Consider the following 23,636-nt stretch of genomic DNA (forward strand, 5'->3'; position numbering starts at 1 on the left):
AGAGCTAAATGAGTGTGCGAGAAAAAGGAACCCATCTAGATTTATGGCAAGGCTCCTATGCAGCGCGAGCTCATAACTTGCGTGAATCCGAGATTCGCGCCCTATTCTCTGTAGTTTCCCGTCCAGAAGTGGTGTCTTTGGCAGGCGGGATGCCCAATATTCATGATCTTCCACTGGCAAAACTAGCTATTAGCGCCCAGCAATTAGTACTTGAACACGGCGAACAGGCAATGCAATATGGTGGCGGCCAGGGCTGGGGTCCACTACGTGAGGCTATTACCGAGGTCATGGCAGAAGAGGGCATTCACGCCAATCCCGATAACGTAGTCGTAACCACCGGCTCTCAACAGGCATTAGACCTGGTTACACAGCTTTTTATTGAACCGGGAGATGTGATTTTAGCTGAATCACCCTCCTATGTAGGAGCACTCGGAGTTTTTAACGCTTATCAGGCGGATGTACGTCATATAGCTGTCGATGAGCAAGGAATAATTCCCGCGGATTTCGTTCGCACAGTAAAGCAGGCGCGTTCCGAAGGTAAACGTATTAAGTACCTGTACACAATTCCTAATTTTCATAATCCCGCCGGGGTTTCGATGTCGATTCCGCGACGCCAGGAACTGGTGGAACTCTGCCGAAAATATCGGGTACTTATCTTGGAAGATAACCCTTACGGTCTTTTAGGTTTTGAGGGACAAACTATGACTCCCTTGGTTGAGCTCGCTCCCGACCTGGTAGTTTATCTTGGTTCTTTTTCTAAGATTTTCGCTCCGGGATTCCGCATTGGTTGGGCATACGCACCTCCAGCGGTGCGGGACAAGTTGGTAGTGGCGTCGGAATCAGCAATTCTTTCGCCGTCTATGGTGGGGCAAATGGCTATTCAGGCATATCTACGGGACTACGATTGGCGCGGGCAAATTGACTCTTATCGACAAATGTATCGAGGTCGCCGCGACGCTATGTTAGAAGCTTTAGCTGACTATCTGCCGGAATGTCGCTGGACAATTCCCGAGGGCGGTTTTTACACTTGGCTTACTCTCCCCGAGGGGCTGGATTCTAAAGATATGCTTACCCGGGCGGTTAGCGAACTGGTTGCTTATACTCCCGGCACCGCTTTTTATGCTTCGGATAATGGGCACCAAAATATCCGACTAGCGTTTTGTTATCCTCCGGAAGATGAGATTCGCGAGGGGGTGCGCCGCCTAGCAAAGGTCGTGCATCGGGAAATGGAACTAGTTAAGTTATTCGCGTTCCAGCAGAAAGGCCACGCCCATGACTAATAGTAAAAGCCTGAAGGTTGCGATTGTTACTGGGGGACAGCTCCACGAGCGGGATGTTTCGTTGCACTCCGCTAATCGGGTAGCCACTGAACTACGCAAATACGGTCATCAACTGCAATTTTTAGAGCTGGATCGAGATTTACTGGATGGGTTATCAGACTTTTCTCCTGATGTTGTTTGGCCAATAATTCACGGACGCGAAGGCGAGGATGGCTCGCTACAGGATTTGCTGGAGCTTAGCGGTCTACCATATGTGGGTACCGGGCCAAAGGGTTGCCGTATTTCTATTTCGAAACCGGTAGCTAAATCGGTGGTGGAAAAGAATGGTCTACCTACCCCGCGTTCTGTAGCCCTCCCTCAAATGCTATTCCGCCAGGTAGGAGCAGATACTTTGCTAACTGAGGTCTCCAGACGCCTGGGTTATCCTCTAATGGTTAAGCCTTCACGTGGTGGATCAGCGATGGGAGTCACCTACGTAGAGAACGAGCGTGCACTACGCACTGCGATGGTAAACGCCTTTTCCTATGACGACGAAGTTTTAATCGAGCGCTTTGTTCCTGGGCGGGAAATCTCGGTTTCTATTGTTCAAGAAGCTACTACCCCTCGGGCTCTACCTCCTGTAGAAATTCGCACCGACATCGGGCGATATGATTTTGATGCACGTTATTTGACCGGACGCACCGAGTTTTTTTCTCCAGCTCCTTTAAACGCGGAGCTTGATACGCGTATTCGTGCCCTGGCGCTAGACTGTCACCGAGTTCTAGAGCTAGAAGGTTTTTCCCGTATTGATATGATTATCGATACAGCAGGTAATCCCTGGTTTATTGATGCAAATGTGGTTCCCGGAATGACCGATACTTCACTTTGGCCTTTAGCCGCCCAAGCCGACCTAGGTTTCGGTAAACTAATCAACGCAATTACTAGTGAAGCCGCAGTTCGCGGTGCCCGCGCTTAGTTAACTTTGGCTACTAGCGTTTTCTAATAGTAGGGTAATCCGAGCTAGATCCTCTTCATCTGCGTATTCAATCACCAATTTGCTAGTTCTTTTACCGGGTTTAATAACTACCCGAGTATCGAGAATGTCCATCCATCGCGACTGCGCGGCTTGCTGGCTGGCAGAAAGATTTGGTTTTATCCGGCGAGATCCGGATTTGTGGTGCGTTGCGCCCCGAACATTTCCAAGTGCCACGATTTCTTCAGTGGTACGTACCGACAGGCCTTCAGCGATTATTCGTTCTGCTAGGTATTCTTGATCTTCGGGATTAGTTACCGCAAGCAAGGCACGGGCATGCCCAGCAGAAAGCACGCCCGCCGCCACCTTAGGTTGTACGCTAGCTGCCAAACGTAACAATCGGAGAGCGTTGGTGATTGCCGGTCGCGATTTAGAAACCCGTTTGGAAAGTTCTTGCTGAGTACACCCAAAATCCTCCATTAACTGTTGATAGGCAGCAGCTTCCTCTAACGGATTCAGTTGCACTCGATGCAGGTTCTCAATTAACGCATCTAAGAGCATCTTATTATCGCTAGTTTCGCGAACAATAGCAGGAATTCGAGTAACTTTCGCCAGCTGGCACGCCCGCAACCTACGTTCACCCATTATTAATTCATAGGTGTTCTTATCATTGGGATCCGTGCGCACCACTATTGGCTGCAACAGTCCAACTTCCTTAATTGAGGCCGCTAGCTCAGCAATCTCGTCCTCATCAAAAGTCTGACGGGGTTGTGAGCGATTCGGAATTATATTCTTAACTGCTATCAACTCGAGTCTCGCGCCCGGAACAGGCACCAAAGATGTTTCACGTGAAACATCTTTACTTGAGGTACTTAGTTTTGTATTAGAAAAGTGCCGAGCCTTCTTTTGTTCATTGCGCTCCCGAGTGGTACGTGATGTTTCACGTGAAACAATTTTACGGGGTTCCAAAAGTTCTTTAGCCGAACCACCTTTTGGAGCGTGCCCGTGGCCACCAAAAAAAATATCTGCTGGTCGAGAGGCTTGATCTTTGCCTACCTCAGCAACTTTAGATTCCACCGGATCGGTAGGAATCAACGCTGATAATCCGCGTCCTAGATGTTTCTTTCGCGCCATTACGGTTTCTCCTCGCGATTAACTAACTCGTATGCAGCATCTAAATAACATTTTGCACCTTTAGAAGCAGGCTGGTACGTCAAAATAGATTCCTCATGCGAAGGTGCCTCTGCTAAAGCAACATTACGAGGAATAACTGTTTCCATCACGATGTCGCCATAGTAAGCACGTACCTCTTCTAACACCCCTTTACCGAGTAAAGTATTACTCGTAACCATGGTGGGTAAAATCCCAGTAAACCGCAAGTGCGGATTAAGGCGAATAACCAGCATATCTATGGTTTTGGTGAGCTGGGTAAGTCCCTCTAAGGCCAAATATTCTGCTTGTAAAGGTACTAGTACTTCTTGCGCAGCTACCAAAGCATTGACCGTCATAATTCCCAGAGAGGGAGGAGAGTCAATAAAAATATAGTCAAAATGCGCGCCGCTACTTAATAACTGCTGTACCGCTTCCCCTAGAATCTGTTGAAAATTCGTCCGCTCATTGAGCTCAAGTTCAATCCCGGCCATATTCATGGAGGCTGGGACTAACCATAGATTCGGTATTTTTGCATTCTGCAACAAAGCATCACGCAACGCCGCGCCCTCAGTCATAACTTCATAAAGAGAGAGCTGGTTATCTGCCAGGTTCCGAAAACCAAGGGAAGAAGAAGCGTTTCCCTGTTGATCGGCATCAATGACCAGAACTTTCAGTCCTCTAAGGGCAAGTGCTGCCGCCAGGTTGACTACCGTGGTAGTTTTACCGACGCCTCCCTTTTGATTCGCCACCGCAATCACTCGAGTTTTTTTTGGGGCAGGTAAAGTAGCAAAAGTGCGTATATTAACCGCCCGACTAGATGCGCCATTATCGGTTCCGCTATCTGCTTGTTCCACCATATCTACATCTGTTAGCCGATGCTTGCTCATCCTGCCTCCAAGAGAGTTGTGAAAAAATTTCCCAGCTACTGGCGTTTAATTGCCATTATGACTCGGGTTACGGAATCATCCATTACTGAGGGTACTTCTTCAATATGTGCTTCTTCCAACCGAGCCGCCACCAATTCCTCCTGAGCTGCGGCTAATTCTAGGGGAGCACGCTCACCCTTAATAGCTAGCATCCTTCCCCCAGGAGCAACCAATCTCCCCGAAATCCGCACTAACTTCTGGAGATTAGCTACTGCTCGAGATGTAACCGCCGTGAACTTTTGATTCGGGGGCAAATCCTGGCTACGAGAACGTAAAACTTCTACATTTTTCAGTTTTAATTCTTGCTGCACTTCCTCGAGCCATTTACTACGCCGAGCCAGAGGTTCAATTAAATAGAACGGCAGGTCAGGGCGCATTATTGCCAAAACTACACCCGGTAGTCCTGCCCCAGAACCAACATCCGCAACGGTAACATTCCTCCCCAGTGGTAAGAATTTTTCCGCTGCCGCACAGTTGAGTAAATGTCGTGACCATAACCGAGGAAGCTCTCGCGGTCCCAATAGTCCCCGCAATTCTCCCTGCTCAACCAACATCTCTGCATAGCGACTCATAGTCGCAAAAGACGAGCCAAAAAAATCCTTTACGTTTTCGCCTGGTACCGTTACCTCGGAATCTACGACTGCTGACATAGCTAAACCCAATTCAGTAACGCGAACCAGCTAGCGGCTAGCTGCGCCGATTCGCTGACCTATTCGTCTTCTGATTCCGGACCTACTTCAGTAGGGTAAATAACTACTGCCCGGTTCGGGGCCTGACCTTGCGAACCAGAATATACACCTTCTCTGGCCGCTACATCATGACATACTTTACGTTCAAACGGATTCATAGGCTCTAGACGTACCGGTTCTCCGTTGGTTTTTGCCTTAGTGATTGCCTCTTCCGCAATAGCCCGCAACTCTTGTTTGCGCTCCTCGCGATAACCCACGATATCCAACATTAAACGAGAATGTTCTCCGGTCTTTTGCGAAACTGCCAAGCGGGTTAAATCCTGGAGCGCTTCTAAAATCTCGCCCTCTTTACCTACTAAACGCTTCAGGTCGGGAACATCCTGTGAATCCGCGACCACATCTACACTGGCACGATCGTGTTCCACATCAATTTCTAAATCCCCGCCTAAATCGGCAATATCGAGTAATTCTTCCAAATAATCGGCGGCGATATCGCCTTCTTCTTCCAAAGCCGATACCCGGTCTGGGGATTCCTCTTCGCTCATTATTTTTATTCCTCTCTTAACTACCTGCAATAATCCTATCGGTTATTCCGCCGATTTCTACCGGTATTATTCTTCCTACGCGCCTGGCGGCGTTTCGCTTTTTCTTGTTCACTAAGCCCGCCACTCTGACGACGCCGTTTAGCTTGGGCGTCCCGCTGCGCCCGGGTAAGTCGTTTAGGTTGTGCCTGGGCGTTGCGTACCCCGGGTTTCATCCCTTCCTGTTGTTCTGCAGCCTTTTTTTGTAAAGCCGTCATCATTCGGGACTGTTTTACCGGTTTCCTAGGTTTTTCTTCTAGCTCTAGATCTTGAGCTTTCTTATGTAACCGATCCTGAGTCTTTTTATGGAGCTCAACACCTTCACGCAGTACCTCGCCATTTTCCAGCTCTGCGAAGGGATCATCATTACCTTGGCGATTAGCTTTAACCTCTTGCCGCAAACCCTTAGCTACATCCTCACCAGTTAGCCCCATTTGGGAAAGCTTCCGATTATATTCTGCTAAAGTTTCCGCCTTAAATTTATCGTATTGAACCTGATGACGGCGCATTTGGGCATCATGTGCGGGAGAACCGGGCGTCGGCAAATAATGCATGACAAATAGCTGTTGAATAAAGCTAACCACCATGGTTACTACCAGGTAAACGAGTACCCCAATCTGCACAATGAAACCGAACCAGGCGGTCATCAAGGGCATTACATAAACCATCATCTTCATCATCCGCATTTGCTGCGGATTGGAAGTATTCATATTGCGCCGCATATTGATGAACTGTTGGAAGAACATCAAGCCGCCGTATAGAAGCACCGAGATGATAATCAGAACTTTAGTAGCTGCGGGATTAGAGGCAGTGTTAGTAAAAGTATCAGAAAGATAAACCCCAAACACTGTGGATTTATCCATCTCTGCGGCAAGAGTGGAATCAAACCCTCCAATATGAGCTTCCGGGTGCTTAGCTATCAAGGGCATTTGCCAAAGAACCCGGTACAAAGCCGCCAAAATTGGTAATTGAATTAGCAGCGGGAAACAAGATGCCATGGGATTGACACCATACTCTTTGTATAAAGCCATGGTTTCCTGACTCATCTGCTGCTTGGAAACCTGATCGTTACGACCTTTATATTTCTCTTGAATCGCTTTTATCTGGGGCTGAATAGCACTCATTCCCCGCGTGGACTTAATCTGTTTGATGAAAAGGGGAATAATCAGTAATCGCACAAAAATCGTGAGTACCACGATCGATAGCACCCAAGTCGCACCAGGTCCTTCCGGCAAACCGAGCAACGTTAGTCCCTTGTGGATTCCTACCAGTACCCAGGCAGTCACCCACTTAAAGGGGTATAAAACACTGTCATACCAACCGCCCGAAGTCGGCTGGGTAGATGCCGCTAACATCTGCGCACTTAGCAACATGGATTTGCTCCTTTACTGTTTTACCCGGTTAAGCAAGTCTAGATCATCAATCTTTGCCCAATGTTCTTCGAGTTCCCTTAGGGTCATCTGGTGATAGGGGGCACTCTTCCACTTTCCTGCTTCTGGGGGATAATCTACCCCTCCATCTGAAAGCGGATTACAGCGTAGAATCCGCCAAGTAGCAAGCAAACCTCCTTTGAAGGCACCGTGAATTTGTAGTGCCGAGAGGGCATAGCTACTGCAGCTGGGATAATACTTGCAGCGGGGCGGAAATAGGGGAGAAATACGGCGCCGATAAAAACCTATTAGAGATATCAACGCTACCTGCGCGATATTTCCTCTCACGATTTCCCCTTTTTTTGCGCCTTAGCTAAAGCCTGATCAAAAGCCGTCCCCAATTGCAGGTAGGAAGCAGATCTAGCTTTTCCTAAAACACGCACCACAGTTACGCTTCCACTACCTAACTTTTCAAGACGACTAGCACTAAGTGCTCGTAAACGCCGTTTAACTCGATTACGATCAACCGCCCGAGGCAAGAACCTTTTAGGCACAATGAAACCGACCAGCGGCGCCGCAGTGCCAAACTGGTCGGAAAGGTGGTGCACCACCATCAGCTGGTTTCCGGCGCGCGTTCCCCGCCGAAAAACTAAAGAAAAATCGGCTGATTTTTTCAGGCGATTGGCCTGGGGCAACATGCTTTAAGCTGAAAGTTCCTTGCGTCCTTTGTTCCGCCGATTAGCAATAATGGCACGACCAGCGCGCGTGCGCATCCTTGCCCTAAATCCATGTTTCTTGGCTCGGCGACGGTTATTCGGCTGAAAAGTCCGCTTTGTCACTTTACTTCTCCTAAATGTTTTTCACTTACCGGAATAAAATTTTCCAGTACCTCAGGTTCCAGGTTTGTTTTCCCGGAAATAGACAACATAAGCAAGCCTACGCATAGCACTTAGCCAGGTCAAATAGTTATTCAGTGGTTATAACCACTATTTTTTATTCCCTTTGTGAAGCCTGTGGAACTTTAAAAAACTACAAAGATGTAAGATGTTAATTTTCTATTTTAAAATTTTTCTCTTTATCAAGAGTTTTCGCACCCTACAACCCTTTACGCCCTTAAACTACAACCGCGTAAGTTATCCACAATCTTTTCCCCAGATTGGGGATAACCTGTTTTTATCCTAAAATCATCATTAACCCCCAAAGTTGGGGAAATTCCTCACAATGGTTTAAGAAATTTTGGAGAAATCGATGTCTAGTTCGCTGCAGACAATCTGGCAAGACGCGATCGAAAAGTTGAAACAAAATCCCCAAGTTGGCCAGGCAGATTTGGCGTTTGCTCGCATGTCTAAACCCTTGACTACCTACGAAAACACCATTGTAATCGCCACTCCTAACAGTTATTCAAAATCTATTCTCGAAACCCGTTTAGATCCGTTCCTACGCAAATACCTATCCGAAGCTACTTCTCGGGAAGTTATTTTGGCAGTCTCCGTAGACCCCTCCCTAGATACCGGTGAAACCGTAAATCCCAATAAAAAACAGGTAGTTGCACCTGCACCGAAAACTCCGCAAAATACCTCTTCAAAAAAAACCGCTGTATCTCAACCCAATAAATCTTTCGACTCGCGCCTTAACTCTAAATACACATTTGAGTCCTTCGTTATCGGAGCCTCTAACCGTTTTGCTCACGCTGCGGCAATTGCGGTTGCCGAGGCTCCGGCTAAGGCTTATAACCCACTGTTTGTTTATGGCGGCTCCGGGCTTGGAAAAACTCATCTCCTCCACGCCATTGGAAATTACGCTCTGAAACTGTATCCCCACATCAAGGTACGCTACGTAAACTCCGAAGAGTTCACTAATGATTTTATTAACTCCGTATCGGAAGGTAACGCCCACGAGTTCCAACGCCGCTATCGTAATATCGATATTTTAATGATCGACGATATTCAGTTCTTACAGGGTAAAGAACAAACTATTGAAGAATTTTTCCATACTTTCAATTCTTTGCATAACGACAATAAGCAGGTAGTTATCACTTCCGATGTCCCTCCCAAAAAACTTGAGGGATTCGAGGAAAGGTTGCGTTCTCGATTTGAATGGGGTTTATTAACCGATGTTCAGCCTCCTGATTTAGAAACTCGCATAGCAATTTTGCGTAATAAGATCCGCCAAGAAGGCGTAGGAGCACCTCCGGAAGTTCTTTCCTATATTGCTTCGCGCTTTACTATCAATATTCGCGAACTAGAGGGGGCCTTACTTCGAGTTACTGCCTTCGCATCTCTTACTAAACAGCCTCTAACCTTACAGCTAGCTGAAATGGTTCTAAAAGATATTGTTTCTGATCCCAATGATCAAGAGATTACCCCCGCGTTAATTAAGGCTCAGACTGCCGGATATTTCGAAACTACCGTTAACGACTTGTGCTCACCATCGCGTTCAAGATCCCTTACAGAGGCTCGCCAAATCGCCATGTATTTATGCCGAGAATTAACTGAGCTCTCCCTACCTCAAATCGGAAAAGAGTTCGGAGGGCGCGACCACACTACGGTAATGCACGCAAATAAAAAAATTACCCAATTGATGAAGTCTAAGCCCCAGGTTTTCGATCACGTCAACGAATTAACTAATCAAATTCGCCAAGCAGCGCGACATGCAAAATAACTTAACCAATATAGCTTTCTACTCAGCACTAATCTTATAGAAACCTTGGGAATTTCTTTAACAATATTTTCCATTCCCTCCACCAGTAGAACTACAAAAATGTAGTTCTCATGAACACAGGTTAAGTAGGGTTTCTCCACACCTGTGAATAAACCTGTGAATAATTGGGGATTTTTTCAGAATTTTTGTGCATAGATTCTTAAATAATTCACTGCTCACGATTTCATCCCCACACAATCCCCAATGAATCCCCTACAAATTAACAGTATCGATTTCCATGATTACCTGTAGTTATAGCTAATAATCCCAAATATTCTAGGAAGTGATGATGGTGAGAAGAAGAAAATTAAAAGTTTAAAAAATTACTAACAATCTCCCGTCAAACAGAATTAGAAAATCTGTCATTAGCTATTAAATCAATACGGAACTTAAGGCTTGCTAGGTTAACCTGTATCTATGACTGAAAAGCACTCCGCAACTAGCGCCGGGTTAGGCGACCATGATTTTCCTTCCCGTAAGGAGCGCCGCAGACATGAAAGAGAACAGATACAGGCGCGAGCACAAGCAAATACCACCCGTTCGGTAGCACCAATAAATCCGGCTCGCTATGGCAGCGCCCCCCAAAGGACTATACCTAGTGCTTCGAATGTTTCTCGGTTGGGAAAAAATAATAATATATCTCCATCTTTGTCCTCCAAAAAACTAAAATCTGCAGGTAAACCTGCAAAGATAGTTAAGAAAAATACTGGTGAGGTTACTAAAAAGAGTCCCGCGATAAAAAATAATTCTAGGGGGAAAAAAATTCTTCGACCCACTAGTTCGAAACCAAGTAGTTCTCGTTTGAGGAGCGGGAAAAAAGCAAACGTTACTCGACCGGGAAAAAATTCTAAAAGAGCTGGGATATGGATAAAAAGAATTCTAGGGGTTATTAGTGGACTGATTCTAGTAGGGATTATTGCCGGATGTATTACCTTCTTGATTGCTTACTACCGTCTGGAAGTACCGGAAGCTCAAAAGTTTGCCAGTGCCCAAGTAACCACGATTTATTGGGGCGATAACGAAACTATGATGGGTAAGTTTGCAGAACGGAACCGAACCATTGTAGATACTAAATCTTTCAAAAATTCTTACATTCGGGACGCGGTAGTAGCTAGTGAAGACCGTACCTTTTATGAAAATAGTGGGATTGATATCAAAGGTATTGTGCGTGCCTTCTGGAATAATGTGAGGGGGCGACCTACTCAGGGTGCCTCTACCCTTACCCAACAATATGTAGAAAACTATTATACCGGGAGAAATACTGGGTACACCGGGAAATTTAAAGAAACCATTTTGGCTTTGAAAATTAATCGGCAGGTACCGAAAGAAAAAATTATTAACGATTATTTAAATACTATCTATTTTGGTAGGGGAACCTATGGGATAGAAGCTGCAGCTAATGCCTATTTTGGTAAGAGTGCGAAGGATCTAAATCTTTCAGAGTCTGCGCTACTGGCCGGGATTATTCCTGCTCCTAATGCCTGGGATCCGCTAGTTAGTCCCGAACAAGCTAAGTCACGGTGGAAGCGGGTATTAAATCTGATGGTTAGCGACAAAATGATTAAACCAGAAGATAGAAAAGCCGCGACGTTTCCGAAGGTTAAAGAAAAAAAGCAAGAAGCTACCTATTTTAAGGGAACTACTGGGTATTTATTACAACATGTACGGCAAGAGTTGATAACTGAAATTGGATATAACGAAGATGAAATAGATCGCGCAGGGATTAAGATTTACACCACTATTGATCCTGAAAAACAAAAGATGCTAGAGGATGCGGTCAATATTCTACCTGATGATAAACCCGAAGGACTTAGGATTGCGGCAAGTTCAATAGATACCGCTACTGGGGCGGTTATTGCAGAGTATGGGGGAGCGGATTATCAAAAAATTCAGCGAAACGCAGTTACCCAAGATGTAGCACAAGCTGGTTCTACCTTTAAGCCATTTGCCCTGTTAGCCGCATTAGAACACGGGCATAAAATTAATGAAATGGTAGATGCCTCTGGACCGATGAAAGTCGGGGATGCCACGGTTGGTAACTATGGAGGAGCATCTTATGGGCAAATAGATTTTGTACAAGCTACGAAGATTTCAAGTAATACCGCCTATGTGAGACTTACTCAAGAAATTGGGATTGATGCTGCCCGTCAAGTAGCGATTGCAGCCGGTTATCCGAAAAATACTATGGGATTAGATAATTCTTCGGTACTGGGAGTATTGGGTACCAGTTCTCCCCATAATCTCAATATTGCAGATGCCTATACTACTTTTGCCACCGGAGGGATCCGGCGACCGGCACATATTATTGACAAAATTACTGATTCTTCTGGGAATGTACTTTATGAGGCTGATACCGCCGGAACCAGACAGTTTGCAGAAAAAGATATTTCTGAATTAACTAAAGCTTTAGCAGCGGTAATGCAAAGTGGAGGTACCGGTATTAATGGTGCTCTTCCTGGACGTCCCTCAGCAGGAAAAACTGGTACCTCTAATGATAATCGTTCTGCGCAATTCGTAGCTTATGTACCCCAAATGGTAACCGCAGTTTCTATGTATCAAGTGGGTAAAGATGGCTCTGAAGAATCGATTACCCCCTTCGGGGGAGTTACAGATGTAGGAAGTAGTACCTGGCCAGCAAGGATATGGCAGCGCTATATGATGAATGCGGTTAAAGATTTACCGGTTAAACCACTTTTCTCGGTAAAAGGAAGCGTTGAAAATATCGGTCCGAGCGAAAAAAATACGCCCTACCAAACTGCGGAAGTACCTTCCCCTCCGCCACCGCCTACAACCGCAAAAACTCTTACGGTTACTAGCCGACCATCAGAGAGTCCTTCTCCCGAAGAAAGCGAGCAGCCTGAGCCCTAGAGGAAAATTGTTAAAATATCAGGGAAATCTAAACAGTGTATTGGTATTACCTAAATCAGTAATCACATCATTGTGGATGAGATCCTAGAAAAGAGTAGTTCATAACAATGTTGGGAATGGGCTAGAAATAGCACTTCTAACTGGGTTATTCTGAAATGCGACCTTCGGGTCGAATGCATATACCCTCCTGCCACGGAAGGACCGTGGCCGTTAGACCAAAGGAGGTGGGTTAAATGCGTAAATACGAGATGATGGTGATCCTGAATCCCGAAATTGATGAACGCACAGTAGCCCCGGCGTTAGAAAAGCTACTCAATGTAGTTTCTGCTAACGGGGGAAGCGTGGATGCGACCGATATTTGGGGCAAGCGTCGCCTTGCATATCAGATTGAAAAATATTCTGAGGGGATCTATGCGGTTATAGATATGACCACTACTCCGCAGATTGCTGAAGAACTAACTCGGCAACTATCGCTAAACGAAACAGTTTTGCGTACCAAGTTGCTGCGTCGTGATTAAGTTCGCGGAGAGGAACAAGAATGGCTGGAGACACCCTAATAACGGTTGTTGGGAATCTGACTGCAGATCCCGAATTGCGCTATACCGCGCAGTCGGTGCCAGTGGCCTCGTTTACCGTGGCCTCCACTCCCAGAACCTATAACCGCGCATCCGGACAGTGGGAAGATGGTACCGCCATGTTCCTACGTTGTTCTGCCTGGCGGGAAATGGCTGAAAATATCGCCGAATCGTTAACCAAAGGAATGCGAGTGATTGTTCGCGGTCGCTTGCAACAACGTAATTGGGAGCGGGACGGACAAACTCGTTCATCGTTAGAGATTCAGGTTGATGAAATTGGCCCCTCTTTGCGCTATGCGCAGGCCCAAGTCACTCGGATTCCGCGTGCGGGAGCAAACGGATTTAACCAGGGTGGACAGGGCGGATTCTCCGCGGGCGCTCCAGCTGGCAATTTCAATCAAGGTGCAGGATTTAACCAAGATAACGCTGTAAACCTGGGAACAGGTTCGATGAGTGTGGCGCAACCAGACTCGGATGATAATCCTTGGGCAGCTCCTGTCACCAGTGATAACGACGACAATAATGCACCGCCGTTTTAAAATTTCAGGATAAGACCCCTAGGGTCACACCATTAAGGAGTAAATATGGCGAAGAAAGTTCTTCGCGCGAAGCCAATAAAGAAAAAGGCTAATCCGCTACGGAATATGCCGGTTGAAAAAATCGACTATAAAGACACCCCATTTTTGCGGAAGTTTATTTCCGATCGCGGAAAGATTCGTTCGCGCCGGGTTACCGGAGTTAGCGTACAGCAACAGCGCGCCATCGCTAAAGCAGTTAAGAACGCCCGCGAAATGGCGTTGCTTCCTTACACAAGTTCTGGTCGCTGATAGGAGGGTCTAGTCATGGCAACAGCCAAAATTATTTTGAACATGGATGTACCGGGGCTGGGTTCCTCTGGTGACGTAGTAACCGTAGCTCGCGGCTATGCCCGCAACTACCTAGTACCGCGGAAAATGGCGCACCCTTGGAGTAAGGGAGCCCAAAAGCAGATCGACGAAATGATTCGTGCGCGTCGGCGCCGGGAAATCTCTAACGTAGAAGATGCTCGGGCAGTGCGGGACGCTATCGAAGCTCACGATACCGTGGTGGTTTCCAAGCGGGCTGGCCATTCCGGTCGCCTTTTTGGGGCAGTATCCACCCAGGATGTAGTGGCAGCGGTTAAAGAGCAGATCGGGCAGACCGTTGATCGACGCAAAGTCATTATCGAAAAGCCGATTAAAGCGGTTGGCAAGTATCAGATTCAAATTAATTTGCATGAAGATATTAGCGCCAAACTGTTTGTAAACGTTGAGGGTGGCAAGTAGTAGCAAGCTATTTTATTAGCAGCTTTCAGCAGATAAAAGTCGGACGACCTTTATTTAGGTCGTCCGACTTTTTATTCGTTAACAGGGGAAAACATTAGATAAAGCATAGGTGGCGTTAGCAAACTTCCTGGTTTAGATAAAATAGTTAAGAGTGTTTATAACCAGGTGTCGGTACGGACGCGTAACCACAGTGATCCTGCCCGACCACCCATAAAGACGATTCCGTACATTGCCCAAATTCCTGCTAAAGCAAGGGCACCAGCCGGTAAAAGGTTCACCAATAAAATCGCGGGCAAGTAGATAAGAAAAACTGTTGCCATGGCTGCAGCTAAGTATTTACTATCATCAGCACCAATCAAATAGCCATCGTAAATATAGGCGAGAGCAGCTAAAGGTTGTACTAGACCCACCACTATCAGGCCGGCAGTAGTAACCGAGAGAACCTGAGAATCAGTGGTAAATAGTTGCGGGAAAACCGGAGCACTAGCCGCAAGTACAAGCCCAACTAGGGTTCCACATGCTAGTGCCCAACGGTTTAGCCGTCCAATGAGGATACGAATCTGTTGTTTGTCGCCCTCACCAAGAGCATTAGCAAGCAGAGCTTGGGCAGAGATTGCTAAGGCATCTAACCCGAAAGCCCCTAACACCCAGAGGGTTTTAAGAATCTGATAGCCTGCTAAAGTATTTGCTCCAAAGCTAGCTGCCTGCCAAGTAGTTACCACGATGGAAGCTTGGAGGAAGAGAGAGCGGAAAACTAGGGGTATCCCGTGTAGACCCGACTTTAAAACCAGCTGCGGATGAGGGAAAGCGGATACTCCCTCCAAATTTAGTTTTTTCACTATTACTATCCACAGCCAGATAGCCATGAAAAACTGACTAATCGCGGTACCTGCCCCTGCTCCAGCTACTCCTAAGGAACATCCGAAAATTAAAAATGCAGATAGTGGTACATTCAGGAATGCTCCGATAGTAGTAACTAGTAACGGAGTTCGGGTATCCAGGAGAGCACGTAAAACCCCGGTAGCAGCTAATACAGACAGCATTGCAATTAATCCTGGGGCGGAAGCTACTAGATAGTGACGAGCAAATGTGGCAACCAGTGGTGGCGGAGCGAAGATGCTCACTATTTGAGGGGAAAAAATAATTAAAATTACCGCGAGAACTGCCCCGAGGAGAGTTCCTAGCCACATGCCTTGAATTCCCAGTTGCAGCCCTTCAGCCCGGTTACCTGCCCCGACTGCCCGCCCGGTAACTGCGGTCGTGGTGTAAGCCAAGAATACGCAAATTCCCACGATTAAGGTTAATACCGTTGATCCGATAGCTAGACCGGCCAATTCTAAAGTTCCCAGGTGACCAACTAAGACCGAGTCAGCCATTGTTAGCAAAGGTTCGGCTATTAATGATCCCAAAGCAGGTAGTGCTAAAGAAAAAATCTGGCGATTCAGACTCTGTTTTTCCGGTTTATCCACGAATCCTCGCTCCACTTGTTATGCACAGCCAAAGAAAAACTATGTAAGTAGTTTTCCAGTTTGTTAACCATTTAGAAACTTGCGGTGATCTATTACCCACAGTTCTCCTAAAATGTTCCACAGGTTATCAACAGTATTTGCACTATTTAAAATCGGTTTTTAACAAGTTATTTCTACTTTTATCTCAGGTTTATGGCAGAATTAACCAGTTAACACACACGGCTAGGAGGTAACGATGGCAGATTTTGATCGCACTCCTCCCCAAGATATCGCTGCTGAACAATCAGTTTTAGGAGCGATGATGCTCTCTAAAGATGCAATCGCCGACGTAACTATGACTATCAGAGGCGAGGACTACTACCGCCCAGTTCATCAAACTATTCACGAAGTAATCCTGGATTTATTTGGACGCGGCGAACCAGTGGATGCCGTCACTGTAGCTGGACAGTTAAAACGCAACGGAGATTTAGAACGAATTGGGGGTGCCCCCTACCTTCATGAGTTAATTTTCGGGGTACCCACCGCCGCGAACGCAGGATACTATGCTCGGATTGTGCGCGAGCGGGCGCAGCTACGATCCCTAGTACAGGCAGGAACCCGAGTCGTGCAACTGGGTTATGCCGCCGATGGTGGGGACGTAGATGAACTAATTAACCAGGCACAAAGTGAAATCTATGCCGTCAGTGAACGTGGTGATAGCGAAGACTATCGACCAATCACCGAATTCTTGGATAAAACTGTTCACGAACTGCAAGAACTCGAAAAAAATGGGGGGATGTCTTCGGGGGTTCCCACTGGTTTTTATCAGTTAGATAACCTTACTCATGGTCTTCATCCTGGTCAGCTGATAATTGTTGCTGCTCGCCCTGCCATGGGTAAATCCACTTTGGCCTTAGATTTTTGTCGCAATGCCGCCATCCATCACAAAATGACCTCGGTAATCTTTAGTTTGGAAATGGATGGTACTGAAATTTCTCGACGTATGATTTCTGCGGAATCAGGAGTGTCCATGTCGCGGCTCAGCGCCGGAGATTTAGAGGACGCGGACTGGACTAAAATAGCGCAGGTACTTTCCCGCTGTGATCAAGCTCCGCTCTATATTGATGATTCGCCGAATATGACCATGCCGGAGATACGCTCGAAATGTCGCCGATTAAAGCAGCAAAGTGATTTGAAACTGGTAGTAGTGGACTACTTACAGTTGATGAGTTCGGGAAAACGGGTAGAGTCCCGACAACAAGAAGTCGCCGAATTTTCCCGATCCCTTAAACTATTGGCGAAAGAACTAGAAATCCCAGTAGTGGCAGTTGCGCAGCTAAACCGGGGACCTGAACAGCGAACCGAACACAAACCAATGCTCGCAGACCTCCGTGAATCCGGCTCTTTGGAGCAGGATGCAGACGTGGTAATGCTGCTAAATCGTCCCGAGGTTTATAGTCAGGAAGATCGCCCCGGGGAGGCAGATATTATCGTGGCTAAGCATCGTAATGGGCCAACCGCAACTATTCCCCTAACTTTCCTTGGACGCTTGTCCAAATTTGGAAATCCGGCACGCGAATAGAGAGCACGAAGCCTTATACGGCTTACTCGCGTCCTCCTCTAGTGTCCTGGAAGAGGCAAGCTGGAATGCAAAGATTGTAACCATTTCGGAGCCCACCAATTAGCTTGTCCACAGATAGCCATAATCGCAGGTACTAGCCCCATGCGTACTAAAGTGGCATCAAGAGCAACCGCAACCGCCAATGTAAAGCCAATCTGTTTAATCGCTTGGATACCTCCGGTGGTGAAACCCAAAAATACTACTAACAAAATTAGGGCGGCTGAGGTGATGGTAGAGGCCGAATGAGTTAACCCCTCGCGAACAGATCGTTTATTATCATTGGTTTCGTCCCAGATTTCCTTAACTCGCGAAACTAAAAACATTTCATAATCCATTGACAACCCAAAACCGAAGCAAAATACAATCGCTACCACATAAGATTCCACTGCCCCGAGCGAAGTAAATCCGAGAAGTTTTTCCCCGTGACCATATTGGAAAACCCAAACCGCAATCCCCAGGGATGACATCAAAGACACCATATTTAACACCAGAGCTTGCAGGGGAAGCAGCAAAGCCCCGGTCATTAAGAAGAGCATAAAATAGGTGGTGAGGGCGACAGTAATGAACACGTAGGGGGCATAATGTGCCAAAGTGTCTTGAAAATCCGTTTGCAACGCTGCCTGACCGGTAACCCAGGTTTGGAAGGGGGCAGGTAAATTACGCACCTGCTGCATTTCTTGTTTTACTTGGGCAGCAAAGGCATCTTTTTCGGTAGTGTAAACATCGACAGCAGCATATTGTTTGCCATTGATTTTTAGGTCTTCGGCGGGATGAATTCGCTTTACGTGAGTAAGTGGTTTTATTTCCTTATCAGCCCACTCTTGTAGCTGGTGGGGAGTAGTTTTTGCTACCACCCGAATTTGAGGGTTGGCCGAGTCAGGGAAACGATCCCACATATCCCACAGTGCCCCTATTTGGGGGATAGATCGAGGCATAGATTCTACTGCGGAAGAACGCATTTCCATGTGGTACAAAGGAATCGACATTATCACTAGAATTGATGTGACTACTACTAGGACTGGCCAAGGACGGCGGGTTACAAAAGTAGAAACTTTGCGAAAAACTGGCGAAGGATCGTCCTCGCTACGGTTAGTACGTAGGCGTAAGAGGTTACGACGCACCCAGTTTAGCGAGGTAGCAACGGAAGAGGGCGCAGCCAGGGTCGGTCCAAAAAGCATCATTAATGCTGGTAATAAGGTCATATTGGAGATCATGGCTAAAATAGTTACCCCTACGCCCCCGATTCCCATTAGCCGCAGTAGGGGTAGCGGGAAAATGCAAAGACCTAAAATCGCCATCGACACGATCAGCGCGGAAAAGAATACGGTAGCTCCCGCGGTATTCATGGTTTTATCTAAAGCCTGCAGATACGGCTTGCGGGCGATAAGCAGTTGAGCGCGATAATCTTTACGAGAGAGAATCTGCATTTGAGGATTATTTTCGCGGTGTGACGCTAATATAAGTTGAATGAAACGAGGATAAAAAATAAAGGTATTTTCCTGGCCGTATATACCACGTTTATGCAGTTCAGATCGGTAACGGGATACGATTAATAGCCCGTAATCAATAGATAATCCCAGTCCCAGAAAAGAAACAATATTTACCACGAACGACTCTACGGTAATCAGGTAGGTAAGTAATAAAATCAGTAGCAGGGTAATCCCAATGGCGGCTCCGGCACCGATTAGGGGCATTAGGGCGGCTAACATCCCGCCGAAAACTATTGCCATTATCAGCAGGGAAATCGGGATGGAAATTCCTTCTCCACGCAGCATATCTGCTTTTACCTGCCCATTAGCTGCATCTTGCAAACCGATACTGTCTACCACATTTACTGTGGCGTCAACAGTGGAACCGGCAAAATAATCGGGGACTTCACTTAAAACTGCGGCGACTTGGTTACGTGCAATCGGGTCAACCTGTTCATATCCGTCAGCAGCTAACTGCACATTAATCAGGAAAGTTTTATTATCCGTAGCAATCATCTGTTTTAGCTGACTGGACTGGATAGTGTCCCATAATGGGGGCAGGTGGGTTGCAAACTCTTTTTTTACCTCCTGTTCGGCGCGCTGCTGTGCCTTTTTTACTTGGTTTTGGTTCGCACCTTTAGCTTTCGCGATTTTTTCCGCCTGTTCTCTTCCTTCTTTTAAGGTCTGTTCTAAGGCATTATCAATTGCTACTTGTGCCTTTTTCCCAGCGGGAAGTTGCGGGTCAAAAGCAATAAAAGGATCGGCTATTCCCTTAACTTTTTTTACTTTTAAGAGGTCAGCGTGCAAGGGGATTAGCATTTTAGCGATCTGGTTGGCGTTTTGTTCCAGGTCTTTGACCTTTACCACTGCAGTAACTGGATAGGTATCGCCGTGAGCTCGTTCGTAGATGTCTTTTCCCATTGCCGAGGGCGAGGCGGGACTCGCAGGTTGCGGGGTTATTAAGCGCTCGAATAAAGGTTTTCCTCCGAACCCGGAAAATACAGCCATTATAGAAATCGTGACTGTTAGCAACCAGATACTTACGGTGAAGCCAGGGTGTTTGCCCCACCAAAAGTGCTTCATCCGATTCATAACTTCAATTGTGCTGGTTTCTGGGCGTTAGTGCAGCGGAATCAGGAAGGGATTTGAAATAATATTTTTCCGTCAATAGCTCACCGAAGTAGTCATAGCGTTTTCCAAGGTTATTGTAATTTTAAAAGACTTTTAACGGTAACGATTGCATCGGGAAAGCCTGGAAAATAGAAATATTCTGTACGAACTCCTCCTAGAAACCGGAATCTTCTAGCCATTCCGGAGATGGCATTACAAAGTTCTTTCCTGCCTGCTTTTTGAGTTGCGCTAGTAACTGGTCTGAGTCATGAGATAGTTTTTTTAAGCGAGCGGCAACTTGGTGGTTACCAGAACCTTTGTAGGTAACCTTCCAAGAGTTTTTTCGCATTTTTAAGGCCTTCTGATTGCAGTAAACCAGTAGATCCGCAGCCTTATCTACAGAATAATTCTCTTGTTTTTGCTGCATAGCTTTAGTTATTGTCAAAGCTAAGTTGTATTTAACCTGGCAGCCGGCCAGCACTGCCTGAGGTTCAGTCATTTTCGTTTCCAGCAGGAAAGGAAGTTGTCGCGAGGAACGAGAAAGATAGGTATTGGCTTCCATCAGGTTATCGGTCTTTAAATAGCTGGTGCCTAAGTTATAGTTGACCAGCCAACGATCAGCTACCAGCTGGGAACCGGTTTGCTGTATCCGTAAAGTTTGTGCTTGGGTAACATTTCCTGCCCGGTCAGCGCGCACCGCTTGCTGCTCTAAAAACCAGTTACGAGTTTGCAGCCCGGAAGCAGCTACTAGGGAGACCACCAGTAAAGTAACAGGAATAATCCACAAGCGGGAACGTTTAGGTGATTTTATTACCAGGTCATGTCGGGTGTTTAGGGAACGTTGATGTGCCGATATGCGCATATCAATCTGGTAAAGCGCATCGTGAAAGCCAGAAACTTCATTTAACGGATAGCTGGCGGTAATCGCGTCGGGATGTAGCAGTCCCGAAATTAGGAAAGCCATTTGTGGCCAGTCTGTAGCCAGGAGCTGCTGTGAACGGTAGTTGACCCAACCTGCAGTCCGGTAATACTGTTTCGCCAGATTAACCAGAATTTTTCCCAGGACTACTTGTCGCGAGCAGGAATCTAAACTGTGGTAACGTCGATCAGCTTCTAGGGAAAGCAGATGCTGGCGATAAGCATTTAACAGCCGGAAGAGATTTTCTTGGCGGCGGGCACTGAAAGTAAAAATTGGGGAACGAGCGGCGCTTTGGTAAAAAACCAGTGTCCAGATAACTAGCAGCACCGCTACCACTATCATCGCGGCGGAGCCTGCCAGTGCCATTAAGGAATGCTCCATTAGCGGTTGGACAGGTAAGTTAGTTGATGAGTTTGGGTGCATAAGTCCCATCCTTGGCCTCAGTTATTTTGCGGAGGCTGCGAACCTTGCGGCGGGTTGGGTGGCATAAAGGATTGCTGCTGAGGCGCCTGGAATTGTGAAAACTGCTGTCCGGGTTCGTTTGGTGGCACCAGGGAGAATTGCCCCCCGTAATAAGGCTGCCGCGGGTAACCGGTGGGAGGATATTGCCCCTGCTGGTAATACCCCGAATACGGGTTCGGCTGCGAGTTGTTTCTAAATACTTCGATGAGGTCAGTGACCGGTTGCCGGGAAATGGTCTGGTAGATTGCTAAGATGCAAGCCGCCAGCACTACCAGGGAAAATGCCCAAGTCAATCCCCCGATTATCCAATAAATCCACCCTACATTTTCTAATGGTCCTGAGAAGAACGCACCGTACATGCTTAGCCCAGTATCGTAGTCACCCTTGCCCAGAAAGGCGGAGGCGGTTTTTGAAGCCAGGCCAATAATAAAGCTAACTAGCGCTAAAAGGGCGGTAAGTCCCAGGAGAACAAAGTAGGCAGGTCGCGGCTTAATAACTGAACAAGCGGTCGCCCCTATCAAAAGCAACATTCCCACGGCGTGAATAACGGGAGTGATAGTTGCTGTCAGTAGCAGGAAGAGGCAAATCGGGAGAATCACCCCTGCGGAAACTGGTTCGCTAGGTTTGCCAGAAAGCACTGATCCTGCGATCATTCCCCCGATTAGCATTACTACCGTTAGGGTTAGGAAAATTAGAGCGGTGGTTACGTCGTGTACACCCCAGAGAGAAAACTGTAAAGCTAAGTTTATTATCAGACCAAGCCATCCGCAGGTAATAATAACGGTGGCAACCCAAATTGCTACCTTGGTGAACTTACCTACGTGTTTGCTGCCAGCAAGAATGAAAGCTACTAGCAGGGCGTGTCCGGCGCCAAAGAACAACAAACCGGTGCCCTCTGCCGCAGGTGATTCAAAGTTAATGGCAGCAAAAACTATGTATCCAATCAAAATCAGTAGTAAAGAAATCGGGATGAACCAGACTCGATTTCGCCTGAAATTATTTAGTAGCCAAGACAGGTCAGTGCCTTGCGGAGGCTGAGGCATGACATTGGGGTAGTCCGATCTCGCAGGATACTGTGAGCCAGCGGGGTAGCCTGATCCACCCGGATAACCTGCCGGTAGATAGGGATAGTGGTCATTGAATCCGTTACCGGCTTGCCCAGGGTAAGAACAGGGCGGAGATCCCGAAGGTGGATTTCCTACTGGCGGATTTCCAAGTTGATAGGAATTATCAGGGAACGACATTTCTTCTCCCGGTTAGTTGTGTAACAATCAATTGAGCTCTGTTGATACAAAACCACTGCTCCTCAGTTTAAAGTCGGCGCTAAATCCAAGCAATAATTCTGCAAGTAGCTTCATATTCGGCAACCATAATCTAGAATTGCAAACAGAAAAGAAATACAGGGAGGTATCGCAATGACGCAGGCGGATCGGCCAGTACCTAGCGACCATGAACTGGAAGCTTTATTAGCCGATACGCGGGCGCTGCTAGCCGAAAAAGCCCGGTGGGAAGATGATCAAGTAAATCGGGATCTAGATTTATTATTACGGCGAGTGCGGGGAGTAAAGCGTGGTTCTTATGCCCAAGCGCTACGGAGTCGTGCAAAAAATTTGCAAACAAAATCCCCCAAAAACGCCGTAGACGAGATGAACTGTCTGGAGTTACCTGTCTCTGACCCAGCGTCCGCTCGTTTTGCAGGCGTCGCCGCTACTACCCCCGATCAGCTAGCCGAACAGCTCGCGCGCGCAGAAGCTGAGATCGATAAAGAGCTATTTCGGTCTGCAAAGGAAAGTGAAGTTGCTGAAGATGGGGCATAGCAGCTTCTCACTAAGCTATGGATAATCTCGATTAAAAAATAAGTTTTAACTATGGAGGAAAGCAAGGATGCTAGTACTGACTCGCCGGCGCGGCGAAGAGATTGTAATCGGCGACGAAGTGGTGATTACGGTGGTGGAATCGCATAAAGATAATGCCCGCATCGGAATCAGCGCTCCACGTAATCTCACTATTCGACGAGGAGAACTTCTGGATGAACCAGCCCGGAAGCGTTTAGGTTTACAAGGACCTGGACCAGTTAATAAAACGGACACTGCTAAGCAATAATTTTTTCTATCTGTACCCACACCGGGATAACATCCTATATAGCTAGACTTAGAGTGCGCTCTCATAGGGCACCTAGTACGCTAAAAATAAGTTATCCACTGTTAAAA

23 protein-coding genes are annotated in these 23,636 nt (G+C 46.9%); 11 read left to right on the forward strand and 12 right to left on the reverse strand.

The window, feature by feature from the left end; genetic code table 11:
* The first annotated feature begins 8 nt into the window (after positions 1 to 8).
* Together EFB02_RS01300 and EFB02_RS01305 are read left to right on the forward strand one after the other, a co-directional pair.
* Positions 9 to 1,280 (forward strand): aminotransferase-like domain-containing protein, encoded by a 1,272-nt coding sequence (locus EFB02_RS01300; protein ID WP_122819653.1) that lies wholly within the window; start codon positions 9 to 11, stop codon positions 1,278 to 1,280.
* Positions 1,273 to 2,235, forward strand: a complete 963-nt coding sequence (locus EFB02_RS01305; protein WP_122819655.1) for a D-alanine--D-alanine ligase family protein — start codon at positions 1,273 to 1,275, stop codon at positions 2,233 to 2,235. Before EFB02_RS01300 ends, EFB02_RS01305 begins: the two co-directional genes overlap by 8 nt.
* Here the strand turns inward: EFB02_RS01305 and EFB02_RS01310 are convergent, their stop codons facing one another.
* The 8 genes from EFB02_RS01310 to rpmH are packed head-to-tail and all read right to left on the reverse strand — an operon-like array spanning position 2,236 to position 7,789.
* Positions 2,236 to 3,366: a ParB/RepB/Spo0J family partition protein gene (locus EFB02_RS01310; RefSeq protein ID WP_122819657.1), complete on the reverse strand. Its 1,131-nt coding sequence runs from the start codon at positions 3,364 to 3,366 to the stop codon at positions 2,236 to 2,238.
* Entirely contained in the window at positions 3,366 to 4,271 is a 906-nt protein-coding gene (locus EFB02_RS01315; RefSeq protein WP_234992687.1) for a ParA family protein, read from the reverse strand. The genes EFB02_RS01310 and EFB02_RS01315 overlap by 1 nt, the downstream gene beginning before the upstream one ends.
* Positions 4,272 to 4,306: 35 nt before the next feature.
* The gene (gene rsmG, locus EFB02_RS01320) at positions 4,307 to 4,960 is read right to left on the reverse strand and encodes a 16S rRNA (guanine(527)-N(7))-methyltransferase RsmG (RefSeq protein WP_122819660.1); all 654 of its coding nucleotides are present in this window, start codon (positions 4,958 to 4,960) and stop codon (positions 4,307 to 4,309) included.
* Positions 4,961 to 5,019: 59 nt separating this feature from the next.
* Positions 5,020 to 5,544 (reverse strand): Jag family protein, encoded by a 525-nt coding sequence (locus tag EFB02_RS01325; protein ID WP_122819662.1) that lies wholly within the window; start codon positions 5,542 to 5,544, stop codon positions 5,020 to 5,022.
* 35 nt (positions 5,545 to 5,579) lie between these two features.
* Positions 5,580 to 6,953: a membrane protein insertase YidC gene (gene yidC / locus EFB02_RS01330; RefSeq protein WP_122819664.1), complete on the reverse strand. Its 1,374-nt coding sequence runs from the start codon at positions 6,951 to 6,953 to the stop codon at positions 5,580 to 5,582.
* Positions 6,954 to 6,965: 12 nt separating this feature from the next.
* Positions 6,966 to 7,298: a membrane protein insertion efficiency factor YidD gene (gene yidD, locus EFB02_RS01335; RefSeq protein ID WP_234992688.1), complete on the reverse strand. Its 333-nt coding sequence runs from the start codon at positions 7,296 to 7,298 to the stop codon at positions 6,966 to 6,968.
* Positions 7,295 to 7,648, reverse strand: a complete 354-nt coding sequence (gene rnpA, locus EFB02_RS01340; protein WP_122819667.1) for a ribonuclease P protein component — start codon at positions 7,646 to 7,648, stop codon at positions 7,295 to 7,297. The genes yidD and rnpA overlap by 4 nt, the downstream gene beginning before the upstream one ends.
* Before the next feature lie 3 nt (positions 7,649 to 7,651).
* The gene (rpmH, locus tag EFB02_RS01345; RefSeq protein WP_083378387.1) at positions 7,652 to 7,789 is read right to left on the reverse strand and encodes a 50S ribosomal protein L34; all 138 of its coding nucleotides are present in this window, start codon (positions 7,787 to 7,789) and stop codon (positions 7,652 to 7,654) included.
* Between the two features lie 409 nt (positions 7,790 to 8,198).
* Between rpmH and dnaA the strand changes: the two genes are divergently transcribed.
* From dnaA to rplI, 6 genes are all read left to right on the forward strand, one after another.
* Positions 8,199 to 9,611 (forward strand): chromosomal replication initiator protein DnaA, encoded by a 1,413-nt coding sequence (gene dnaA / locus EFB02_RS01350; protein ID WP_122819669.1) that lies wholly within the window; start codon positions 8,199 to 8,201, stop codon positions 9,609 to 9,611.
* 840 nt (positions 9,612 to 10,451) lie between these two features.
* Complete coding sequence (locus EFB02_RS01355; RefSeq protein WP_160115345.1) at positions 10,452 to 12,518, forward strand: transglycosylase domain-containing protein; 2,067 nt, start codon at positions 10,452 to 10,454, stop codon at positions 12,516 to 12,518.
* A gap of 233 nt (positions 12,519 to 12,751) precedes the next feature.
* Complete coding sequence (gene rpsF / locus EFB02_RS01360) at positions 12,752 to 13,036, forward strand: 30S ribosomal protein S6 (RefSeq protein WP_122819674.1); 285 nt, start codon at positions 12,752 to 12,754, stop codon at positions 13,034 to 13,036.
* Positions 13,037 to 13,056: 20 nt separating this feature from the next.
* Entirely contained in the window at positions 13,057 to 13,632 is a 576-nt protein-coding gene (locus EFB02_RS01365) for a single-stranded DNA-binding protein (RefSeq protein WP_122819676.1), read from the forward strand.
* Positions 13,633 to 13,677: 45 nt separating this feature from the next.
* Positions 13,678 to 13,920: a 30S ribosomal protein S18 gene (gene rpsR / locus EFB02_RS01370; protein ID WP_022864511.1), complete on the forward strand. Its 243-nt coding sequence runs from the start codon at positions 13,678 to 13,680 to the stop codon at positions 13,918 to 13,920.
* A gap of 15 nt (positions 13,921 to 13,935) precedes the next feature.
* On the forward strand, positions 13,936 to 14,397 hold the full coding sequence (rplI, locus tag EFB02_RS01375) for a 50S ribosomal protein L9 (protein WP_122819678.1): 462 nt from the start codon (positions 13,936 to 13,938) through the stop codon (positions 14,395 to 14,397).
* A gap of 155 nt (positions 14,398 to 14,552) precedes the next feature.
* Here rplI and EFB02_RS01380 read toward each other — a convergent pair whose 3' ends face one another.
* Positions 14,553 to 15,866, reverse strand: a complete 1,314-nt coding sequence (locus tag EFB02_RS01380) for an MATE family efflux transporter (RefSeq protein ID WP_122819680.1) — start codon at positions 15,864 to 15,866, stop codon at positions 14,553 to 14,555.
* 235 nt (positions 15,867 to 16,101) lie between these two features.
* Between EFB02_RS01380 and dnaB the strand changes: the two genes are divergently transcribed.
* A complete protein-coding gene (gene dnaB / locus EFB02_RS01385; protein ID WP_122819682.1) occupies positions 16,102 to 17,427 on the forward strand; it encodes a replicative DNA helicase in 1,326 nt (441 codons plus the stop codon).
* Between the two features lie 38 nt (positions 17,428 to 17,465).
* Here dnaB and EFB02_RS01390 read toward each other — a convergent pair whose 3' ends face one another.
* The 3 genes from EFB02_RS01390 to EFB02_RS01400 all read right to left on the reverse strand — a co-directional run bounded on the left by EFB02_RS01390 (position 17,466) and on the right by EFB02_RS01400 (position 22,670).
* Entirely contained in the window at positions 17,466 to 20,018 is a 2,553-nt protein-coding gene (locus tag EFB02_RS01390; protein ID WP_160115346.1) for an MMPL family transporter, read from the reverse strand.
* Between the two features lie 202 nt (positions 20,019 to 20,220).
* The gene (locus EFB02_RS01395) at positions 20,221 to 21,387 is read right to left on the reverse strand and encodes a hypothetical protein (protein WP_147471007.1); all 1,167 of its coding nucleotides are present in this window, start codon (positions 21,385 to 21,387) and stop codon (positions 20,221 to 20,223) included.
* Between the two features lie 17 nt (positions 21,388 to 21,404).
* Positions 21,405 to 22,670: a hypothetical protein gene (locus tag EFB02_RS01400; RefSeq protein ID WP_122819688.1), complete on the reverse strand. Its 1,266-nt coding sequence runs from the start codon at positions 22,668 to 22,670 to the stop codon at positions 21,405 to 21,407.
* A 171-nt stretch (positions 22,671 to 22,841) separates the two neighbouring features.
* Here EFB02_RS01400 and EFB02_RS01405 point away from each other — a divergent pair, with 171 nt between their 5' ends.
* Positions 22,842 to 23,243, forward strand: coding sequence for a hypothetical protein (locus EFB02_RS01405; RefSeq protein WP_122819690.1), 402 nt, complete (start codon positions 22,842 to 22,844; stop codon positions 23,241 to 23,243).
* 67 nt (positions 23,244 to 23,310) lie between these two features.
* Positions 23,311 to 23,529, forward strand: coding sequence for a carbon storage regulator (locus EFB02_RS01410; protein WP_122819692.1), 219 nt, complete (start codon positions 23,311 to 23,313; stop codon positions 23,527 to 23,529).
* The last annotated feature ends 107 nt before the right edge of the window (positions 23,530 to 23,636 follow it).

This window comes from Varibaculum vaginae (genome assembly GCF_900604285.1).
Taxonomy (GTDB): Bacteria; Actinomycetota; Actinomycetes; order Actinomycetales; family Actinomycetaceae; genus Varibaculum; species Varibaculum vaginae.